Origin of the sequence: Marinobacter guineae (assembly GCF_002744735.1) — a bacterium.
In the GTDB taxonomy this organism is placed as follows: Bacteria; Pseudomonadota; Gammaproteobacteria; order Pseudomonadales; family Oleiphilaceae; genus Marinobacter; species Marinobacter guineae.
This window is the reverse complement of sequence record NZ_KZ319339.1, coordinates 1-20589: the sequence shown is the minus strand read 5'-3', so window position 1 is coordinate 20589 and position 20589 is coordinate 1. Positions and strand designations below refer to the sequence as shown.

The window sequence follows — 20589 nt, the reverse complement described above, 5'->3', positions numbered from 1 at the left end:
GAACAGTGAGACAGTTAACCGAAAACCCGTCCCTGGAGCACCACCTCCCTGTATATCCGGCAATGAATTAAATGAAGTATACAGCTTTCCCGGTGACGAACTGTGTGAAATTGGCAACTATTCGGTAATTTCAAGTCCCGGCTCGAATATAGGACCTTGGTGGAATTCCCATAGCAGGCTAGCTATCTCCGGGCTTATAATCGGTGCTCACCTCATTTGACGAACGTTTTCCAGACGGCCGCGCTCCATGACCCTGATTGACCTTTTCCTGCAAACCATGGAGACAACACTGCCGGTTTTCGCAATGGTGTTTATCGGGCTGGGGCTGCGCCGGATCGGATGGATTGATAACGATTTCGTGAATACCGCCTCTGCCCTGGTATTCAAAGCGACACTACCGACCCTCGTGTTTCTGAGCATCATCCGTGCGGACCTGGAGACGGCCTTCAACCCGGGGCTTCTGCTGTTCTACCTGGGCGCGACACTGGCGAGTTTCGCAGTCGCGTGGCTCTGGGCGCAGTGGCGGGTTGTCCGGGAAGACCGGGGGGTTTACGTTCAGGGTGCCTTTCGCGGCAACTGCGGCATCGTGGGTCTGGCCCTCGCCGCCAACCTGTACGGCGATTTCGGATTATCGGCCGGAGGCATCCTGCTTGGGCTGGTGATTATTTCCTACAATGTGTTGTCCGTGATCGTACTGGTTGCCTATCAGCCCGGCCAGACCACAGACTGGCGGAAGATCTTTCACGATATTGTTCGCAACCCGCTTATCCTTGCGGTATTCATTGCCATTCCCTTTGCCGCTCTGGAAATCACGTTGCCTGGCTGGGTTATGACCAGTGGTGACTATTTTGCATCCCTGACCCTGCCACTGGCCTTGCTTTGTATCGGCGCAACCGTTTCTCTCAGCGCCATCCGGAACGACAGCGAGACCGCGTTCAGCTCCAGCCTGATGAAGATGGTGGTGCTGCCAACGCTGTGCACGGCCGCCGCCTGGCTGGCTGGCTTCCGAGGGCCTGAACTGGGATTGATGTTCCTGTTTTTTGCCAGCCCGACAGCAGCAGCCAGTTTCGTCATGGCCAAATTTCTCGGCGGTAACGACCGGCTGGCGGCCAACATCATCGCCCTGACCACTTTGATGGCCAGCATTACCGTGACTCTCGGAGTATTTATATTACGCGGGGCTGGCCTGATCTAGCCATCGCCCCTGGCAATGGACTCGATGGCTGCCATACCGGTCTGGCAGCCACCAAGATAACCCCCACCAAACAGATTGTAATGGTTCAGATAATGGTAGAGGTTATAGACCTCACGTTTCCTGTCATACACTGGCGTGCGGGGATATAGCCTGTCGTAGGCCCTGTAAAATGGCCTCCCGAAACCTCCGAACATCTGTGTCATCGCGAGATCCGCTTCGCGATCACCGCAATAGACGGCAGGATCAATCAGCCAGGGCCGATCAGAATCAAACAGGACGTTGCCACTCCAGAGATCGCCATGAAGCAGGCTCGGGTGGTTACAGTGAGCATCCAGCCATTCCGAAAGCACTTCGCCGTGTTTATCCAGCACTTCCTGAAAACGGGCCCTCTGGCTGGCATCTCGCACCCGGGAAACCTGATACCCGAGACGGTCCCGGACAAAAAACTCGCCCCAGCTCTGACACCAGCGGTTGGGCTGCGGCGAAAGGCCAATGTAGTTGTCCCGGCTCCAGCCATAACCGCCCTGCTCCAGGCGATGCATTCGCGCCAGACCTTCACCAAGAGTTTCCTGAGTAGGTTCGGTGGCCGCCGCCGCGTTGATGGCGGTAATTTCCAGTGCAGATTCATCGACCTGGTAAACTTCCGGCACCCCAATTCCGGTCGCCCCGGCCTCAACAAGGGCTTTGGCGAGACATTCCAGACCTTCAGCCTCGCAAATCAGGGCATCGGCAAATCCGGTAGCGTTGTGTTTAAGATGGGTATCGGCCATGGGAACCCGCACTCCTTGAAGTTTTCTTGCAGGAAACGGTAGATTGAAACAAAGCCTGACACGACGCATCTAAAGGGGCAAATGATGGGCACGAAACGCTGGCATCTTTTTATTTCCGGGCGAGTACAGGGGGTTTACTACCGCGCCTCTACGGAGCAACAGGCTAACGAGTTGGGCCTCACCGGCTACGCCCGTAACCTGCCGGATGGCCGGGTTGAGGTGGTTGCCGAGGGGGCGGACCACCAACTGCATAGGTTGCGGGCCTGGTGCGAAAACGGGCCGCCGGATGCCCGGGTCGATTCCGTCGAGGTCACGGAAGAGGCCCCATCGGGAGATTTCACTGACTTCAGTGTTCGCTGATTGATGCGATTTTGCCCGTGGCGGTTAAGCAGGACTTGGCTTACCGCCACAACCTACTCCCTTTCAGAGGTCCGGACATGCTAAAGGACAAACCGTTTTCCCAAGCTTGTGAAAATAACAAGCAACCGATTCTTGAAATACTGGCCGACATTTTCGAACAGCCGGGCACGGCTCTGGAAATCGGCACAGGCACTGGCCAGCACGCTGTGCACTTTGCCCAACATTTGCCGCACCTGATCTGGCAGCCCAGTGATCACCCGCAAAACTACCAACTTTGCATGCCGTGGCTCGACGCCACAAGGCTGTCTAATATCAATCAGCCCATCGCCCTCGATGTAACCGGCCAGGACTGGGGGCAGGTACCTGCCATCAGCGGGGCCTTCTCCGCCAACACCGCTCACATCATGGCCTGGCCCGAGGTGGAAGCGATGTTCAGAGGCGTTGGCAAGGCCTTGCCAACAGATGGTGTTTTTTGCCTTTACGGTCCGTTCAGTTATGCGGGCAAACATACCAGCCCGAGCAACGAGCGGTTCGACAGCCACCTCAGAGCGCAGGCTCCGCACATGGGTATACGGGATATCGAGGATATGCGGCGTCTTGGTGAGGCCACAGGCTTGATGATGGAACAGGACTTTGACATGCCGGCCAACAACCGGCTGCTTGTTTGGCGGCGGTTTTAATGAGCGCATGAAAAACCCCAGCGTTGCCGGGGTCAAATTGGCGGAGAGGGAGGGACACGATTTTGTCCCAATTTTGCCCCACTGACCTGCCCGCAATCACTTAACCGCTCACTGCTTGGTAATGTCTGTTAATTGAACATTAGTAATCTGAAAACGGTTAAGTTGGAAGGAAACAGGTCATCCGGTGGAGGCCGGAGGGCTGGAATGCTCGCAAAGCGGACGTTCAGATCCGAGTCATAAAGGCCCCGTTAGAGGCTCGGGTTTGTCATGCGTACCGGGGTAAGTCCATATCCTTTTGAACTGAGTCCATCGAATCGACGCACGCTCCCCCACTCAAATTTGGCACCGTTAGGTTGTCCTCATTGGCTCAATGCCTCATCTCAATTAGCCCTTAAAATCTTTCAGTTATATCCTTATAACTACATTAATCAAAAACGCGTTTTCAGCGTTGAGGGGGACTCACTTATGAGGACTTTCCAACAATCACCTGCGAAACATCTCGACACTCCCGATGTCGCGGGTTTTTTCGATCCCCGCACATTCAGTGTTCAGTACGTGGTCAGCGATCCGGAGACGAAGCAGTGTGCCATTATTGATCCGGTGCTAGATTACGATGAAAAGTCCGGCGCAACGGCGACGCACCACGCCGACGAACTTCTGGATTACGTGCGCGATCGGGGCTTTGAAGTGCAATGGATCTTGGATACGCACCCCCATGCCGACCATTTCTCGGCTGCCCAGTATCTTAAGGAAACGACCGGCGCTCCGACTGCGATCGGTGGCTATGTGACTGGCGTTCAGAAACTGTGGAAGGGCATCTATAACTGGCCCGATTTTCCGGCCGACGGTTCACAGTGGGACCATCTGTTCCGGGCCGGCGACGAGTTCCGGGTTGGCAAGCTGCAGGGCCGTGTGATGTTCTCCCCGGGCCACACGCTGGCCTCTGTCACCTATGTGATCGGCGATGCAGCGTTCGTGCACGACACCATTTTCCAGCCGGATTTCGGCACCGCCCGTGCGGACTTTCCCGGGGGCGACGCCCATCAACTTTGGGACTCCATCCAGGCCATCCTCGCCCTGCCTGATGAGACGCGGCTGTTCACAGGTCACGACTACATGCCCGGCGGCCGTGAACCCGAATGGGAAAGCACAGTTGGAGAGCAGAAGCAGGCCAACAAGCATCTGGCTGAGACTTCAGAAGCCGAGTATGTAGAGCTTCGAAACACCCGTGACAGCGAGCTACCGATGCCAAAATTGATTCTTCATGCGCTGCAGGTCAACACCCGGGGTGGACGGCTCCCGGAGCCCGAAGCCAACGGCAAACGGTACTTGAAGATTCCGTTGGATGCACTTGAGGGTGCCGCTTGGGAATAAACCCGGAGATTGAGCACACAACCCCTTTGCCGGGCCGAAAACGCCCGGCTTTTTTTGAACTGAATATTAATCGACCTGCTTAAGTGACTTTGTCACTGACGGTTGAATCCTGTCGAGATACCTTCGCGTTGAAGTCTTTCGATCCATCAAAGAGGAGCTCCCCATGATCAAATTATTCAAAGCCCTTGCCGCCGCTGCCCTGTTAGCAGTCGCGCCATTCAGCATTCATGCCGACAGCCACAAAGGCGCTGTTGAGGAAGTGCTTGTAATCCTGTCCAGCGATTCCCTACAGACCCAAGGTATGGCGATGGTCCTGTCTAACACCATGGCCAAGCAAGGGGCAAAAGTTAATGTACTACTATGCGATCAGGCCGGTGACCTGGCGCTGAAGACTTATGAAGCTCCCGCCCTCAAACCGAAAGATGTCACTCCGGGGCAGATGCTGCGAGGCCTGCTCAAACAGGGTGGCAAGGCGAAGGTCTGTGCGCTGTATCTTCCGAACAGCGATTACGGCAAGGACGATCTGATTGACGGCGTCGGCGTTGCAATGCCGCCGGAAATGGCCGGCCAGATGCTGAACCCGAAGATGCGCACGTTCACGTTCTGAGCCTTGAGGTTCGGGTTGCCCCGGGTGTACGGGGCAACTCTGGTTGAGTCTTCAGAAAAGGAGGTAGACGGATGACGGAAGTTCGGCCTTCCCGATTGCAGAGTTTTCCGATTTCATGGTTCGCCGTTGTGATGGGAATGACCGGATTTACCATCGCTTGGCATCGTGCGGAAGGCTTGCTTGGAATTTCTTGGAAGCCAAGCCCCATATTGCTCGGGCTGACCATCATCGGGTTTGTTGCTCTGCTAATGCTTTATCTGGCCAAGGTCATGAAATACCCCTGCGCAGTAAAAGCGGAGTTTGCCCATCCGGTCAAACTGAACTTCTTCCCCACCATATCGATTGGTCTGATTCTATTGAGTATCGCGCTGTTACCCTACAACGGCGCTGTGTCACTCATTCTTTGGAGCATTGGCGCGACCCTTCACCTTGGCTTTACGCTCTATGTTTTGTCAGCCTGGTTGCACCAGACCCACTTTGAAGTTGCCCACATCAACCCGGCCTGGTTTATCCCCATCGTAGGTAACATCCTCGTACCCATTGCAGGCGTGCAGCATGCATCTGTGGAAATCTCGTGGTTCTTCTTCAGCATTGGCCTGGTTTTCTGGCTGGTTTTGTTAACCATCATTTTCTACCGGATGTTTTTCCATCAGCCGCTTCCGGCCAAACTCCTGCCCACTTTGTTCATTTTGATCGCCCCGCCTGCCGTGGGTTTTATTTCCTGGTTCCAGCTGGTTGGCGAAGTGAACGCCTTTGGACGGGTGCTTTACTACGTTGCGATCTTTCTGACCCTGATGCTGATTACCCAGGCCTCCAGGTTCCTCCGACTAGAATTCTTTCTTTCCTGGTGGGCGTACTCATTCCCAATGGCAGCCATGACGATCGCCACTTTCGTAATGTACGAGGAGCTTCAACTCGTGTTCTTCAAAGGGCTTGGTGTTTTACTTCTTGGCCTGCTTACGGTGCTTATCGCAGTTCTTCTCGGCAAGACCGCCCAAGCGGTTCAGCGCAGGGCGATCTGCATTGAAGAATAGCCGCAGACTTTCTATCGGTGTTCTTCAAGATCTTCGTAGCCGGTGACCATGGGCTTGATCAGGCTGGCGAGCTTCGGACCCATGGTTGCCATGTACACATGAGCAATGATGAAAATCAGCATGGCAAAAGCCGCTCCGGTATGAACCAGAGCCACCGTTTCCAGCTCCAGTGCGCCTGACAGGGTTACGGGCCAGTCGTTATAGAACAGATAGAGAAGCCCGCTGAGCCAGATGACCGGTGTAATCATCAGTTTGAAAAACAAATAGGCCAAACGCTGCAGCGGATTGTGCTTGGCTCTGGTGGTCTTCCGGTAGGGGTGCGACTCACCAGTAAAAGTCCCGATCAGGTAGTAGCGCATGACTGCAAACAGGCCGTTCCTTGTGGGAATGTACTGGCGCCATTCGCCGGTGGTGATGTGCCAGAAGATGGCAAACAGCCACAGCACAATCAGCGCCCAGGCAGCCAGGGTATGCAGCCGGGCCGCTTCACCGAAACCGATCACCGAGTAGGTGCCGTGAATTTCGAAGCCGGTAAACAGCAGCGTGAAGATCAACAGTGCCTGGAACCAGTGCCAGAAACGCTCGAAACGTTTGTAGATCATTACCCGGCTCATGACTTCTCCCTCCCCTTCAGAAGAATCCTTGCCAGACCATGCAGCACAACGCCGATCAGGGTCATGGCCACCAGTAACCAGCCGACACGGTCCAGCCAGATGTTACCGCTATGGCCAGGCATATAGATGCCTGGAAGACCGGCCAGACGACTGTTACGGGCGTGACAGGAGGCACAATCCAACGCCATTTCAGCCGGTGGCACCATGTGGGTGATGGGCCAATGCATGGTGGTTTCGATGAAGTCGTAGCTGCCGCTGAAGGGCATGCCCGACATCTCGCTGCCTGCCTTGAGTGCCTTGGGCCAGCTGAAATTGCTCCATAATGAACTGTCATCGGCACCAAAAACGTGGGTGGCCAGCAGGGTTTTCCGTTCGGTGTCGTAGGGCTGTTTGCCCTGCATGACTTTGAACGGCCAGATGCGGGAACCCGGATCCTCAGGGCTGCCTTCAATGCGGTTGATTTCAACCGGAGGATGAGCCACATCGAGTTTTTCATCCACCAGGGTGTATTTCACCGTGCCGTCAAACCAGGCGTAGGTTGGCACGACATTTTCGCCGTGGCGGAAGTCACCTTTCTCGCTCAGATAGCTGGGATGACCATGATCGTCGTATTCGGTAATCGGCTGACCGTCCTCATCCAGCCGGCCGGCGGTAGACCAGTCCCACCAGACTTTGGTGGGGACGCCGCCCCGGGCGAATTCGGGTACATGGCAGGTCTGGCACGCCAGGGTGTCCACATGATCATTCAGCTTTTGCTGCGGGTGCGGTGAATCGCCGTGGCAAGACTGGCAGCTTGCACGGCTGAGATCGGTATGGCCCGGTACATCGATACCCAGGGTATCGGCGGCATTGACCTGATAGCGGCTGCCCGCCACCTCATGCCCCCAACTGGTATGGCAATCGGCGCAGTCAAAATCGAGCCCGTCCGGGGACATGTGCACATCCAGGGAGCGGGGTGGATCCACCAGAGAGGAGTCCAGATCGCCGTGTTTCACGCCGTCTGCGCCCCCACCATAGAAGTGGCAGTTACCGCAGTTGGCCCGACCACTGGCGCCGACATTCTGGGCAATCATTTCCAGATCTGGCGGCTGGACCATGTTACCACTGCCCTTCGGCCATTCCCGGGGCGTGTAGGTGGGGTGCCCGGCCAGAGTGGGAAACTTCCAGTAGTCACCAGTGGTGTCGTGACACACCAGGCAATCAACGGCGTTATCCGCGGTGGGTGGTGGTTGCCTCATGTCTTCCCAGCCGTAGCCCACATGGCAGGAGGTACAACGGGGCTCGTTGGTGATCGCCATGCCGCAAAAGCTGTTGATCACCTTGCTCTTGCCCAGGGTCTGGCCCGTTTCCGGATGTTCGTAGGTCCAGGTCCAATGGGTGGTTGCACGGATCTGTTCGCCCGCTTCGGTATGGCAGCCCAGGCAGGCTTCGGTTACCTCCTGTGCATTCTCGAAAGGGCCCTGAAGGGCCTCGAATTTGCTGTGATCGGCAGTGGCGGGTGGGCGTTGAGCCCCATAAACAGAAAAGCCGGAGCAAACCAACGCTCCGGCCAGAGCCACATGGGCAGAGAGCCCGCTAAAACGGTTGATGGAGCGGTTCCATGCAAAATTCTTCACGTCTCTGACTCCCTGGCCCTGTTCAAGGACCAAATCAATATACAAAGACTCCCTGCAAACGCGACTTCAGAGTCGGTAAGGCCGACGATCCGGATTACGGACGATAGATCTTCTCCGGGTTGAGTGTCATGGACCATGGCAGGCCGTCGTTCTGCCAGCCATTCACAATTCTCATGCCTTTTTTCTTGCCTTCTTTGGCGCCACTGCCCTGGAAGCCGTGGTCAATGTATTTCACATTGGTGAAGCCCCGTTCCAGCAGATATTCCGCGCTGGGCTTGCCCCGGGTTGAGCCGGAACGGCACATGGTAATGACCAGGTCATCCTTGCTAAGGCCTTTTTCTTTAAGGGCTTTTTCCACGTCTGCCGCGAACTCCGGATTGGTGTTCATGGCAAACCGGCCTTTATCAGCCAGAAATGCCGAGCGGTCCACCAACTTGAACGGAATGTTCTTGTCAACGGCATCGGTGAATCCGATAAACATGATTTCAACCGGATCCCGGACATCCACAAACAGGAGTTCGTCCCCCTGCTCCTGAACCATGTCATAGGTTTCCTGTGGGGTCAGGGAAAGTGCTTCTTCCGCCTGGGCGCTGAGGGCAATGGCGAAAGTGGCAAGCACAGCTGTCAGTATCTGTTTCATGATGGTTTCCTCCTGAATTCGGGTGTCCCCTGTTCTTACTTCAACATACGCCTGTATGACCGCTACTCTCAATAAGAGTTATAAGCATATAAGCGTTGGCTTGATCGAGATCAAAACGCAAAAAGGGGGCCGCCGAATGGCAAGCCCCCTTTTTCTACCTGCGAACCAGATTACAACTTGGTGGTGCGGAGGTACGGACGGATTTCATTCCAGCCCTGCGGGAACAGGCCCTTGGCTTCCTCGTTGGAAATGGAGGGGGGAATGATCACGTCGTCGCCCTTGCGCCAGTCTGCCGGCAGGGCAACTTTATTGGCATCAGCGGTTTGCAGGGCATCGATAACCCGGAGGATCTCGTCGAAGTTACGGCCCACCGCCATCGGGTAGGTCATGGTCAGGCGGATCTTCTTGTTCGGGTCGATGATGAACACACTGCGTACAGCGGCAGTTTCGCTCTCGCCGGCGTGGATCATTTCGTACAGCTCGGCCACTTTGTGGTCAGCGTCAGCAACGATCGGGAACTGCAGGTTGCAGTTCTGGGTGTCGTTGACGTCTTCAATCCACTTTACGTGCTCTTCCACGGTATCGGTGGACAGACCCAGGGGCTTCACGTTGCGGGCTTCGAATTCTTTCGCCAGCTGAGCTGTGCGGCCCATCTCGGTGGTGCACACCGGAGTAAAGTCGGCCGGGTGGCTGAAGAAGAATACCCAGGAATCGCCTGCCCAGTCGTGGAAGTTGATCTGGCCGGCGGTGCTGTCGATGGTGAAGTTCGGGGCGGTAGAGCCAAGCAATAAACTCATGATGAATCTCCTCTCGGGTTTTGCTGGTGGAGGCGGGTTGCCTCTTGATGTCGGAATAACAATAACCCGTCCGGAGGGCGTTAGCCCATATGGTTATATCTATAGAACGAATAGGCTTAACAAATAGAAAAGGCTTCACGGAGAAGTAAGGCAACAAAAACCTATCTATGAAATAGTCAGATAGCTTCGAACGGCCTTCTCTGGGTCTTCATCTTCGGTGATTACACTTTCAATACCCTTTTCGTTAAGGCGCATTGCCAACCCAGAGCCCATCCCCCTGGTGATTAGAACATCAATATCATCCAATGGGTGCGGTAGCTGCGACGAGCTCTCCCGGAATGACTGCTCTTTGGGAAGTTCGAGAAGCTCCTTTTTAGCCACCTGCCCTTCTACAATGTGAAAGATAAAGAATTTCCTGCATCGGCCGGCATGCTGGGTGACGGTTTTTCGATTCTGGCTTGTTACGGCTATTTTCATCAGATCCTCACGATTCGGGTGTTTTGAGAGTTTAAGCTCAGGATTTAATGCTGGTTGCAGAAGCTCCAAACGGCGAATCAACCGTTCCACAGATATCATCGCTCAGCAGTTATCAATCTATGCGCCATGGAAAAACCGCTATCAATGCAGTCACCGACACTAATACCGTCTCGCCAGTTACCCATTAAATGAAGCCCCTTGTAGCGCTCCGCAATGTCGTCAATCTTGGCTATACGGCTTAAATGCCCAACGTCATATTGCGGAATGGCGTTAGCCCATCGTGCGACCTTGGTAAAGACCGGGCGGGCCTGGATATCAAGCATCTCGCGCAGTTCCTCGCTGACTAAATTTACCAACTGCTGATCTGAGTTTTCGACAGCCATCGGGTTCCTGCGACCACCGATAAAGCAGGTGAAAAGCACATGCCCCTCTGGCGCCCGGTTCGGAAAAAGTGTGGAGGAAAACAAAGCTCCGAGCGTCTGCTTCTTTTCTTGACTTGGAATGAGCATTCCAAAGCCGTCGAGTGGGTGTTTGATGGACTCGTCTGGGAAACCCAACGCAACAGCAGCAAGTGATGGGTAGACGATACTGGCCAGTTCTGACCGAAGTTCAGGGCTAACCGGTTCCAGGAGTGATCCGCTGACGTGAGCTGGCGTTGCCAATACCAGCTGATGGGCAACGCGCATTTGACCCCGCTGGTCGACCACGCGCCACATTCGATCATTCTGCTCAACCTTTTCCACTCGACAGCCGGTTATCACTCTGACGTTGTCGAGCCGACTCAACTCCTCCCTGATTCCCTCAACCAATGTGGAAAGCCCGCCTGGAAAGCTCACAATCTTTCCACGCCACGCGTCGGGGAACCCACTTTCGCGATCCTTAATGCGTTGTTTTCTGCTATTTATCATTAGAGAGATTGCGCCTAGAAGCAGGGACCCATTGTTCTGTTCCAGGCGATGTAACCGAGGGAAGGCGGCTTGAGCTGAAAGCTTTTCTGGCGATCCGGCATAAACGCCTGAGACAAAGGGATCGACAAAGTGATTGAGAATATTTTGACCGAGGCGCCTATGAACGAAGGCTGCCAGAGTTTCTTCGCTGCTGGCTACCTTGCGAAAAGGTTCACTAATCAAGTGACGCCAGCCTTCGATGCCAATGAGAGGGCTGCTTAACGCAGATTTCAGATCAGCTGGTAACGCAACGGGAACCCCGTCCTTGACAACATAACGTTTGCGGCTGGTCAAAGGTGGAAAGATAACTTTGTCACTGAGATCCAAGGATTTTAGCAGATGGTGCAGTGACGGCTTGGCCATAAGTGTGTTCGGGCCGAGCTCCATGTGCCATCCCTGTTCCTTGACCGACCGGATATTACCGCCTAGTTGCTCGTCTGCTTCAACCAGGGTCACGCTTTTCTTTTGGCGCCCAAGCGCAAGTGCCAGTGAGAGCCCCGTAATACCACCGCCAACAATCAGAACTGACTGTTGTTCGGTCTGGGTGTCGCCGCGCATACAACTCCCTATGAACCATCCAGGTTCAGCATGTGTGATCGTTAAACGTCCCAATCAATCACTAAGAATGAGAGGAACATGACCCTATCGCGCGCAAAACACCCTTTCAGTGACAAAGTCACTTTCGATCGCCCCACTCCGGACATCCCCGGAAAATAATAAATAAAATCAGCGCATTAACAAGCAATCACTTAACGCTATAGCATCAATTAATATTGATATACCTTTTGGAGCTATCCTTATAACCATTAAATTGTTACTTTAGCTGCACGGTTCAACAAGCCCCTTAGTGGAGGTCAAGACCATGCGGCATCCTTTAGTTACTCACTTCTTTGACGAACCAACCAACACGTTCAGTTACATCGTTCAGGATCCGAACAGTTCGGCTTGCGCCATCATCGATTCTGTTCTGGATTTTGACTACGCGGCAGGGCGAACGGATGTTCGCTCCGCCGATGAGATTATCGAGTATGTCAGGAACAACCATCTGACCGTTGAATGGATTCTCGAAACCCATGTGCACGCTGACCATCTCTCAGCGGCGCCCTACCTGCACGACCAGCTTGGTGGAAAGACAGGCATTGGCGAGAAAATCGTCGAGGTCCAGGAAGTTTTCGGTAAAGCGTTCAATGCCGGAACGGAGTTTGCCCGCGACGGCAGTCAGTTCGATCGTCTGTTCAAGGAAGGCGATACGTTCCAGATTGGAGCTCTCGACGCCCGGATATTGCACACGCCTGGCCATACTCCGGCTTGTTTGACCTACGTAATCGGCGACGCGGCTTTTGTTGGCGACACCATTTTTGCACCGGATTCCGGAACGGCTCGCTGTGATTTCCCGGGAGGCGATGCCCACACCTTGTATCGGTCGATCCAGAAAGTACTGGCGTTGCCGGGAGAGACACGCATTTTTCTTTGCCATGACTACAAAGCGGCGGGTCGTGATGAGTTTGTGCACGAGACGACCGTAGCTGAGCAACGGGCTAATAACATCCACGTTGGCGAGGGTATGAGCGAGCAGGATTTTGTTGTTCTCCGCTCAGAGCGAGATGCCACGCTGAACATGCCTCGCCTGATCCTGCCGTCTGTTCAGGTCAATATGCGAGCGGGTGAAATGCCGACTCCTGAAGAAAACGGCCAGGTCTATCTGAAGGTCCCCATTAATTTGTTTTAAACGGAGCACTGAGATGAAAATTCATTTTCTTGAACCCGAGTTCGCTGTTGCAGATGCGGTCTATCCGGCCGACATGCGCGAAGTCAAAGAGCAAGGATTCCGAACCGTCATCTGCAATCGCAGGGAGAGTGAAGAGGATTACGAGGGTGAACGGGCATATGCAGAAGCAGCTGAGGCCCACGGACTTGAATGGGTGAGCATTCCCGTCGCATCGGGTGAGTATCCGCAGCGCGATATCGAGGCGTTTGGAAAAGCCCTCGATACATCAGCCTCGCCGATTCTGGCTTTCTGCAGGACCGGTCGCCGAGCGGTCCACATGTGGGCCCAGAGCCGCGCAATGAGCCCACAGTGCAACATCCCGGATCTTCTGACAGCGGCCCATGAAGCCGGACATGATCCGCAGCCTATCAAAGATCTTCTGGGGCAATGATGCCAATTATGACTTACTAATGCGGACAAGGAGGTCCCCGAAGCGAACGGAGATTAACTCTACATGTCTTTTTCCAAACCCAAGTCCGCGACAAATCACAGACACCACGACGTTGTCATTATTGGTGCCGGAGCAGGCGGCATTGCGACCGCTTCAAGCCTGCTGAAACGCCAGGGAGACCTGGATATCGCGGTTATTGATCCCAGCGAAACTCACGATTATCAGCCAGGCTGGACCATGGTCGGCGGTGGCGTTTTTTCTGCCGAAAGCACTCGTCGAACCGCAGAATCGGTCATACCGAAAGGCTGCAGCTGGTATCAGGCGTCTGCCAAATTCGTGCAGCCCAACACGCAAACGGTCTTGCTTTCGGACGGCTATTCGGTCGGATACAGTCGGCTCGTAATCGCCCCCGGATTGGTTCTCAACTGGGGTGCCGTTGAGGGCCTTGAGGACACCCTTGGTCAACACGGTGTCACCTCTAATTATCGTTACGATCTCGCTCCCTATACCTGGTCTTTGGTGCAACAGCTGGAGAAAGGTAACGCTGTTTTCGTGCAACCCCCGATGCCCATTAAATGCGCCGGTGCGCCGCAAAAGGCAATGTACCTGTCGGCGGACCACTGGCGCCGCAACCATCGGTTGGACAGCATCAATGTTTCTTATCATTCCGCCGGGAAGGTGCTTTTTGGCGTTGAAGATTACGTCCCCGAACTTCAACGATACATCGATCTTTACGGGATCGATCTTTGCTTTGACGAGCGGCTACTGAGCGTTGACGGCCCCAAACGAATTGCCCAATTCCTGAAAACAACCGTCGACGGTCAGCACCCTATCGAGGTTCCCTTTGACATGCTTCACGTCGTGCCTCCTCAATGTGCTCCTTCGTTCATCGAGGAATCCGGCCTGGCCAATTCTGAAGGCTGGTTAGACCTCGACTCGGAAACACTTCAGCACAAACGGTTTCCGACGATTTTCGGACTGGGCGACGCCAGTGGTACACCTAACTCCAAAACGATGGCGGCGGTAAGAAAGCAAGCCCCGGTTGTTGCGCAGAATGTCGTGCATTCTCTTCATGATCGGCCACTAACCGCAGCCTATCTCGGTTACGGGTCCTGCCCGCTGACCGTCGAGAGGGGCCGCATCGTTCTTGCTGAATTTGGCTACGGCGGCACGCTTCAGCCCAGCTTCCCGAAGTGGATCAATGATGGCACCAAAGCGACACGGATGGCCTGGTTCCTGAAAGCCAAACAGCTTCCCTGGCTCTATTGGAACGGGATGCTAAAAGGTCGCGAATGGATGGCCGCGCCGGCCACCCGTGAAGCGTAAGGGAGGTAAATTGTGAAAAATCCTGGTGCCTACCTGCCAATCATCAACTGGCTGAAAGGCTATGGTTCAGATGCGTTGATCAGCGATGGCCTTGCGGCGATCATCGTAACGCTGATGCTCGTCCCTCAGGCTTTAGCGTATGCCCTGTTGGCTGGACTTCCGCCTGAAGTTGGCCTCTACGCCAGCATGATTCCCCTGGTGGTTTATGCCCTGTTCGGTACCAGTGCAACTCTCGCAGTAGGCCCCGTGGCGGTCGCGTCTCTGATGACAGCTTCGGCGCTTGGTGGTATCGCCGCGATTGGATCCCCGGAATACGTTGGCGCAGCACTGGTTCTGGCCACCCTTTCTGGGCTGATCCTGTTCGCAATGGGCCTATTAAGACTCGGGTTCCTGGCCAACTTCCTGAGCCATCCCGTAATCTCCGGCTTTGTAACAGCATCGGGCATTCTCATTGCCGGTAGTCAGCTTGGCCATATTCTGGGTATCGAAGGTGGCGGCCACAATCTCATAGAAATGATAAACGGCCTCCTCAGAGATTTGCCCGCAACGAATTTCGTTACGCTGGCAATCGGTGGTGGCACTCTGCTCTATCTATTCCTCTGCCGGAAATACCTGAAACAAACCCTCTCGGGTTTTGGCCTGTCTCAGCGGGCTGCGGATTTGGTTGCAAAAGCGGCACCTGTTTCAGCGGTCATCGTTACAACTGCCCTGGCTTGGCAATTCAACCTCGGGAGTGACGGTGTAAACCTGGTTGGCCAGGTGCCAAGCGGGCTTCCCGAAATCAGCCTCCCACCTCTCGAGTTCGACATCTGGGCGACTCTGGTTCCGGCCGCCATTTTGATCAGCCTGGTCGGGTTTGTGGAATCTGTCTCCGTTGCTCAGACCCTCGCCGCAAAAAGACGCCAGAGAATTGATCCGAACTCTGAGCTGATTGCACTCGGACTAGCCAATGTGGGCGCTGGCGTCAGCGGTGGGTCTCCAGTTTCCGGTGGTTTCTCACGCTCTGTTGTGAACTTCGAGGCAGGTGCACAAACACCGTTGGCCGGCATGTTCACGGCAGTCGGCATTGCCCTGGCCACCTTGACGCTCACGGGCGTGCTTGCCTACCTACCCAAGGCAACGCTGGCAGCCACCATTATGATTGCCGTGAGCACCCTGATCGATTTCGGGGCTATCCGTCGAACCTTTGACTATTCGAAAGCCGACTTCGTGGCGATGTTCGCAACGATTCTGCTGACGCTGGTTGAGGGCGTCGAAGCTGGCATCCTTGCCGGTGTCGGGCTCTCGATTGGTCTCTACCTGTACCGTACCAGTCGCCCGCACAGTGCCGTGGTTGGTCTCGTACCCGGTACCGAACATTTCCGGAATATTGAGCGTCACAGCGTCGAGACAGATGATGAAACGATCGTTCTTCGTGTCGATGAGAGTCTTTACTTCGCCAATGCCCGCTATCTGGAAGAAACCATCCTGGAGCTCATTGCCAGCAAGCCAGCAATAAGGAATCTGGTTCTCACGTGCCAGGCCGTAAACGTGATTGACGCATCCGCACTGGAGAGCCTGGAGGCAATCAACAAACGGATGAGGGACTCGGGCATCGCGCTTCATCTTGCTGAGGTAAAGGGGCCGGTTATGGATAGCCTGAGCCGAACGCATTTCTGCGAAGAGTTGTCTGGACAAATTTTCATGAGTACTTACCACGCGTGGAAAGCACTCGCCCATTCACCATATTGGGGAAGAGACAAGCTACACCCGGCTGCAACCTCAACCCAATAGTCTGACCACCTATGTGTCTACTGGAGTACGCGCTATGGAATTAGATCCCCTGATTCTTTCAAGAATCCAGTTCGCGTTTGTAGTTTCCTTTCACGCCATTTTTCCGGTGTTTACCATCGGCCTCGCTTCCTACATCGCCGTACTCGAAGGCCTGGCCTTCAAAACCGAGAATCCGGTGTGGGTGAAGCTCTCTGCCTTCTGGACCAAGGTGTTTGCCGTGGTGTTCGGCATGGGGGTGGTATCGGGCATCGTGATGTCGTTCCAGTTCGGAACCAACTGGAGTAACTTCGCCCAGGCCTCTGCCAACTTCCTGGGTCCTGTTCTGAGTTATGAGGTGGTGACGGCTTTCTTCCTGGAGGCGGCGTTCCTCGGCGTGCTGCTGTTCGGTCGCGACAAGGTGCCCGCCGGCGTTCACCTGTTTGCCGCCATCATGGTTGCGCTGGGTACCTTTATCTCCTCCTTCTGGATTCTGTCGGCCAACAGCTGGATGCAGACTCCAGCCGGTACCGAGCTGCGCGACGGCGTGTTCTACGTAACGTCCTGGAGCGAAGCAATTTTCAACCCCTCCTTCCCCTATCGTTTTGCCCACATGGGTCTGGCCTCCTTCCTGACCGGCGGCTTTGTGGTGGCCGGTGTGAGTGCCTGGTATCTCCTTCGGGGTCGCGAGGTCGAGGCTAACCGTAAAGCGTTATCCATGTGCCTGTGGCTACTGCTGTTTATCGCACCAGCACAAGTCGTGCTAGGCGATTTCCATGGCCTGAACACTCTGGAGCATCAGCCAACCAAAGTGGCGGCGATGGAAGGTAACTGGGACACCTCCCGCAATGTGCCGTTGCTGCTGTTTGCCATTCCTGATCAGGAGAACCAGCGGAACCTTTACGAGATTGGTATTCCCAGCCTGGCCAGTTTCATTCTGACCCATGAATGGGACGGTGAGGTGCCAGGAGTGAGCGCGGTTCCTGTTGACGAGCAGCCACCGGTGGCAATCGTGTTCTGGTCCTTCCGGATTATGGTTGGCATCGGCATGCTGATGGTTCTCTTTGCTCTCACCGGATTGGTTCTTCGTCCTGGGGGGAGGTACTTTCGTAAGCGTTGGTTCCTGCAAAGCATGCGCTTTATGACCATCGGACCTTTCATTGCAGTGCTCACTGGTTGGTTTGTCACTGAAGCCGGCCGGGCGCCCTGGCTGGTTTACGGCCAGATGACCCAGGCGGAGGCGCTTACCCCGTCACTGACCGGTGGTATGGCACTGTTCACGCTCATCGGCTATATCGTGGTGTACGCTCTGGTGTTCTCTGCCGGCGTGTACTACCTGATGCGGGTACTCTACGTCGGTCTTGAGGATCGTCACGATGAAGACGAGCACGAAGCGGAACGTCCCAAGCGTCCCTTCTCCGCCGCCCATGTACCCCTGGAACCAGAAGAAGGCGAAATTTCAGGCAACACCGCAGGACAGGGAGCGCACTAACTATGGAACTGTTCGATCTGCCCCTTATCTGGGCATTCATTATCGGCTTCGGCATCATCATGTATGTGCTGATGGATGGCTTCGATCTGGGCGTGGGGATTCTCTTCCCCTTCGCCCCGAGCGAGGAAGGCCGGGACACCATGATGAACTCGGTGGCGCCGGTGTGGGACGGCAACGAGACCTGGCTGGTGCTGGGTGGCGCTGGCTTGCTTGCGGCCTTCCCGATGGTGTATTCAATCTTCCTGCCGGCACTGTACATCGGCGTGTTCCTGCTGCTGGCCGGGCTGATTTTTCGGGGCGTGGCGTTCGAGTTCCGGTTCAAGGCCCGCACGTCCCGTTACCTTTGGAACTGGGCCTTTGCCGGCGGCTCTACTGTTGCCTCCTTTGCCCAGGGCGCCGTGGTGGGGGCCTATATTCAGGGCTTTGAGACCGCGAACGGGGTTTATGTTGGCGGAGCGCTGGACTGGCTCACGCCATTCACCGTGCTCACCGGTCTGGGAATGCTGGCCGGCTACGCCCTACTGGGTTCCACCTGGCTGATCATGAAAACCGAGAGTTACCTGCAGCAGTGGGCGTACAGAATCACCCTGCCGCTGTTGGCGGCGGTACTCGTGGTATTCGGCATTATCAGTGTCTGGACCCCGTTTGTGGATGAGCTGGTTCGCGAGCGCTGGTTCTCGAATCTGACCGTGATCTGGATCCTGCCGGTGCTGACCTTGCTGTGTGCGCTCCAGATCTACCGTTCGGTACGTGATCGCAAGGAAGGCATGCCGTTTGTAGCAACGATGGGCCTGTTCATCACCACCTATCTGGGTCTGGTGGTCAGCCGCTGGCCTTATGTGGTTCCCCCGGAATACACGCTCTGGGATGCCGCTTCGGCCTATGAATCCCAGCTGTTCCTGCTGTTGGGGCTGCTGTTCGTGATTCCGATCGTGCTGGCCTACACCGCCTGGACCTATTGGGTGTTCCGGGGCAAGGTACACGCCGGGGAGGGATACCACTGATTCGGCCTGCGGCCCTCACCCCTCCGGGGCCGTCGTCGCATAGCTCCGACGTTCCTCAGCCTGCGGTGCAGGCTTCGGTGGAACCCGCGAGGGTTCTTTCTACCCTGCCAATCGGCCAATAAAAAACCCCAGCATTTCTGCTGGGGTTTTATATTGGCGGAGAGGGAGGGATTCGAACCCTCGATACGCTATTAACGTATACACACTTTCCAGGCGTGCGCCTTCAGCCACTCGGCCACCTCTCCAATAAACTGTTTCAAATCAGCGATGTCGTCGCTCATTTGAGGGCGCAAACTTTAATGGTTTTGGGGGCGCTTGGCAACTCCCTTAAGTGAAATCGTCAAAAAATTTCGGGAATCGCCTCGCTTTCTGTTTACCGGTTAAACAGATTCAGGACTATGGTTAACACAACACTGATGATGATCATGGAGGTAATCGGGATAAACACCCGGCTATTTTCCGAACGAATATTGATATCGCCGGGTAATTTCCCGAACCAGCTCAGGATACCGGGTGCGAAATGGAGGATAGCCCCGACAACAATCAGTATGATGCCGGCAATAATGAACCGGCGTGCCATAATGCGTACCTTTATCCAGCGAAGCGGGCTTAGACACGAGGAGAATAACAATGCTGATGAAAGCCGAGCAATCAATGGTGTTGCTGATCGACGTTCAGGAGAAACTCATGCCGGCCATAAGCCACGGGGAAGAGGTGGTTGACCGCTGTATCACGCTCGCGACTATTGCTGGCCTGATCGAGGTTCCGGTGGTGGCTACCGAACAGTTGCCCGACAAACTCGGCCCTAATGTCGAGCCCGTTCGGGAGCTTTGTGATCAGATCCTGGCAAAGTACCATTTCGACGCCTGCCCCGACGGACTCGTGGATCTTCTTCCCGAAGGCCGGCAACATATCGTGGTGGGTGGTTGCGAAACCCATGTCTGCATGATGCAAACCGCGCTGAGCCTCCTGGACGCCGGATACAAGGTCTGGGTGGTGGCCGATGCGACTGGTTCCCGGAACGAATTTGACCGCGATGTGGCTCTAGACCGCCTGAGCGAGAGCGGAGCGCGGCTTGTGACTCTTGAGATGGTCGCCTTTGAGTGGATGCGCCATTGCAGGCATCCACAGTTCAAAAACATTCAGGCACTGATCAAGTGAATACATCCGGCACAACGATGCCGACGTAAACAGAGGTTCCAAATCACAGGTCGTTTTGAGGTTTCCGATGCTCAATATGGACTTTTCACAGAAAGTCGTAATCCGGACAGCCGAACAGGAGTGGGTGCCCAGCCCTGCCGGCGGCGTGCTCAGAAAACCCCTCGCCCGAGAGGAAGCGGAGCGCGGCCATGCGACCAGTGTGGTTCGTTATGAGCCAGGCGCCTCATTCCAGCGGCACGAACACCCCCTTGGCGAGGAAATCCTGGTTCTTGAAGGCGTGTTTTCGGATGAAACAGGAGACTACCCGGCCGGGACCTACCTGCGTAATCCGCCGGGAAGCGGCCACGCCCCGTTCAGTAAGGATGGTTGTACCCTGCTGGTAAAATTGCATCAGTTTGATGAGCGGGATCAGTCAACCGTGCGCATCGACACCACCGGCACGCCCTGGCTCCCCGGTATTGGAGGTCTCCAGGTCATGCCCCTGCATGAATTCGAGCACGAGCACGTCGCTCTGGTGAAATGGCCACCAAAGGAAGTGTTTCGTAACCGTCCGGTGACCCCATCTTGAATCTAGTGCTATTGGACGG

General features: G+C 55.2%; 21 protein-coding genes, 1 tRNA gene and 1 pseudogene. 14 read left to right on the top strand and 9 right to left on the bottom strand.

What is annotated here, in order from left to right:
- The first annotated feature begins 247 nt into the window (after positions 1 to 247).
- On the top strand, positions 248 to 1195 hold the full coding sequence (locus tag CLH62_RS00115) for an AEC family transporter (RefSeq protein WP_099616141.1): 948 nt from the start codon (positions 248 to 250) through the stop codon (positions 1193 to 1195).
- Here CLH62_RS00115 and CLH62_RS00110 read toward each other — a convergent pair.
- A complete protein-coding gene (locus tag CLH62_RS00110; RefSeq protein WP_099616140.1) occupies positions 1192 to 1965 on the bottom strand; it encodes a fructosamine kinase family protein in 774 nt (257 codons plus the stop codon). The two genes, CLH62_RS00115 and CLH62_RS00110, sit on opposite strands and share 4 nt — an antisense overlap.
- An 84-nt stretch (positions 1966 to 2049) precedes the next feature.
- On the opposite strand from CLH62_RS00110, the gene CLH62_RS00105 reads away from it, so the two are divergent.
- From CLH62_RS00105 to CLH62_RS00085, 5 genes are all read left to right on the top strand, one after another.
- Positions 2050 to 2325: an acylphosphatase gene (locus CLH62_RS00105; RefSeq protein ID WP_099616139.1), complete on the top strand. Its 276-nt coding sequence runs from the start codon at positions 2050 to 2052 to the stop codon at positions 2323 to 2325.
- Positions 2326 to 2402: 77 nt separating this feature from the next.
- Positions 2403 to 3005: a DUF938 domain-containing protein gene (locus CLH62_RS00100; protein WP_099616138.1), complete on the top strand. Its 603-nt coding sequence runs from the start codon at positions 2403 to 2405 to the stop codon at positions 3003 to 3005.
- 465 nt (positions 3006 to 3470) lie between these two features.
- Positions 3471 to 4379 carry an MBL fold metallo-hydrolase gene (locus CLH62_RS00095; protein WP_099616137.1) on the top strand — a complete coding sequence of 303 codons (909 nt, stop codon included), beginning with the start codon at positions 3471 to 3473 and terminating at the stop codon, positions 4377 to 4379.
- Between the two features lie 163 nt (positions 4380 to 4542).
- Positions 4543 to 4986 (top strand): DsrE family protein, encoded by a 444-nt coding sequence (locus CLH62_RS00090; RefSeq protein WP_099616136.1) that lies wholly within the window; start codon positions 4543 to 4545, stop codon positions 4984 to 4986.
- A gap of 71 nt (positions 4987 to 5057) precedes the next feature.
- The gene (locus tag CLH62_RS00085; RefSeq protein ID WP_099616135.1) at positions 5058 to 6020 is read left to right on the top strand and encodes an SLAC1 anion channel family protein; all 963 of its coding nucleotides are present in this window, start codon (positions 5058 to 5060) and stop codon (positions 6018 to 6020) included.
- 11 nt (positions 6021 to 6031) lie between these two features.
- On the opposite strand, the gene CLH62_RS00080 is transcribed toward CLH62_RS00085, so the two are convergent.
- The 6 genes from CLH62_RS00080 to hemG all read right to left on the bottom strand — a co-directional run bounded on the left by CLH62_RS00080 (position 6032) and on the right by hemG (position 11669).
- On the bottom strand, positions 6032 to 6634 hold the full coding sequence (locus tag CLH62_RS00080) for a cytochrome b/b6 domain-containing protein (protein WP_099616134.1): 603 nt from the start codon (positions 6632 to 6634) through the stop codon (positions 6032 to 6034).
- Positions 6631 to 8250 (bottom strand): tetrathionate reductase family octaheme c-type cytochrome, encoded by a 1620-nt coding sequence (locus CLH62_RS00075; RefSeq protein WP_099617565.1) that lies wholly within the window; start codon positions 8248 to 8250, stop codon positions 6631 to 6633. Before CLH62_RS00075 ends, CLH62_RS00080 begins: the two co-directional genes overlap by 4 nt.
- Positions 8251 to 8344: 94 nt before the next feature.
- Positions 8345 to 8890, bottom strand: a complete 546-nt coding sequence (locus CLH62_RS00070) for a rhodanese-like domain-containing protein (protein ID WP_228152732.1) — start codon at positions 8888 to 8890, stop codon at positions 8345 to 8347.
- Between the two features lie 170 nt (positions 8891 to 9060).
- Positions 9061 to 9687, bottom strand: a complete 627-nt coding sequence (locus CLH62_RS00065; protein ID WP_099616133.1) for a peroxiredoxin — start codon at positions 9685 to 9687, stop codon at positions 9061 to 9063.
- A gap of 165 nt (positions 9688 to 9852) precedes the next feature.
- Positions 9853 to 10254, bottom strand: coding sequence for a NifB/NifX family molybdenum-iron cluster-binding protein (locus CLH62_RS00060; RefSeq protein ID WP_170005735.1), 402 nt, complete (start codon positions 10252 to 10254; stop codon positions 9853 to 9855).
- 5 nt (positions 10255 to 10259) lie between these two features.
- Positions 10260 to 11669 (bottom strand): protoporphyrinogen oxidase, encoded by a 1410-nt coding sequence (hemG, locus tag CLH62_RS00055; protein ID WP_099616131.1) that lies wholly within the window; start codon positions 11667 to 11669, stop codon positions 10260 to 10262.
- 304 nt (positions 11670 to 11973) lie between these two features.
- Here hemG and CLH62_RS00050 point away from each other — a divergent pair, with 304 nt between their 5' ends.
- The 6 genes from CLH62_RS00050 (at position 11974) to cydB (ending at position 18841) form a co-directional block, all read left to right on the top strand.
- Positions 11974 to 12840, top strand: coding sequence for an MBL fold metallo-hydrolase (locus CLH62_RS00050; protein ID WP_099616130.1), 867 nt, complete (start codon positions 11974 to 11976; stop codon positions 12838 to 12840).
- A gap of 13 nt (positions 12841 to 12853) precedes the next feature.
- Positions 12854 to 13270: a protein tyrosine phosphatase family protein gene (locus CLH62_RS21295; RefSeq protein WP_099616129.1), complete on the top strand. Its 417-nt coding sequence runs from the start codon at positions 12854 to 12856 to the stop codon at positions 13268 to 13270.
- A 63-nt stretch (positions 13271 to 13333) separates the two neighbouring features.
- On the top strand, positions 13334 to 14596 hold the full coding sequence (locus CLH62_RS00040; protein WP_099616128.1) for an NAD(P)/FAD-dependent oxidoreductase: 1263 nt from the start codon (positions 13334 to 13336) through the stop codon (positions 14594 to 14596).
- Positions 14597 to 14608: 12 nt separating this feature from the next.
- Positions 14609 to 16369 carry a SulP family inorganic anion transporter gene (locus tag CLH62_RS00035; RefSeq protein WP_099616127.1) on the top strand — a complete coding sequence of 587 codons (1761 nt, stop codon included), beginning with the start codon at positions 14609 to 14611 and terminating at the stop codon, positions 16367 to 16369.
- 34 nt (positions 16370 to 16403) lie between these two features.
- Positions 16404 to 17837 carry a cytochrome ubiquinol oxidase subunit I gene (locus CLH62_RS00030; protein ID WP_099616126.1) on the top strand — a complete coding sequence of 478 codons (1434 nt, stop codon included), beginning with the start codon at positions 16404 to 16406 and terminating at the stop codon, positions 17835 to 17837.
- A 2-nt stretch (positions 17838 to 17839) separates the two neighbouring features.
- Positions 17840 to 18841, top strand: a complete 1002-nt coding sequence (gene cydB, locus CLH62_RS00025; RefSeq protein WP_099616125.1) for a cytochrome d ubiquinol oxidase subunit II — start codon at positions 17840 to 17842, stop codon at positions 18839 to 18841.
- A 154-nt stretch (positions 18842 to 18995) separates the two neighbouring features.
- Here the strand turns inward: cydB and CLH62_RS00020 are convergent.
- Positions 18996 to 19086: transfer RNA gene (locus tag CLH62_RS00020), tRNA-Ser, on the bottom strand.
- 128 nt (positions 19087 to 19214) lie between these two features.
- Positions 19215 to 19421 (bottom strand): DUF2905 domain-containing protein, encoded by a 207-nt coding sequence (locus CLH62_RS00015; RefSeq protein WP_099616124.1) that lies wholly within the window; start codon positions 19419 to 19421, stop codon positions 19215 to 19217.
- A gap of 50 nt (positions 19422 to 19471) precedes the next feature.
- Between CLH62_RS00015 and CLH62_RS00010 the strand changes: the two genes are divergently transcribed.
- Positions 19472 to 20002, top strand: coding sequence for an isochorismatase family protein (locus CLH62_RS00010; protein ID WP_099616123.1), 531 nt, complete (start codon positions 19472 to 19474; stop codon positions 20000 to 20002).
- Positions 20003 to 20069: 67 nt separating this feature from the next.
- Positions 20070 to 20546, top strand: a pseudogene (locus CLH62_RS00005) (cupin domain-containing protein); the annotation flags it as partial.
- Between the last annotated feature and the right edge of the window lie 43 nt (positions 20547 to 20589).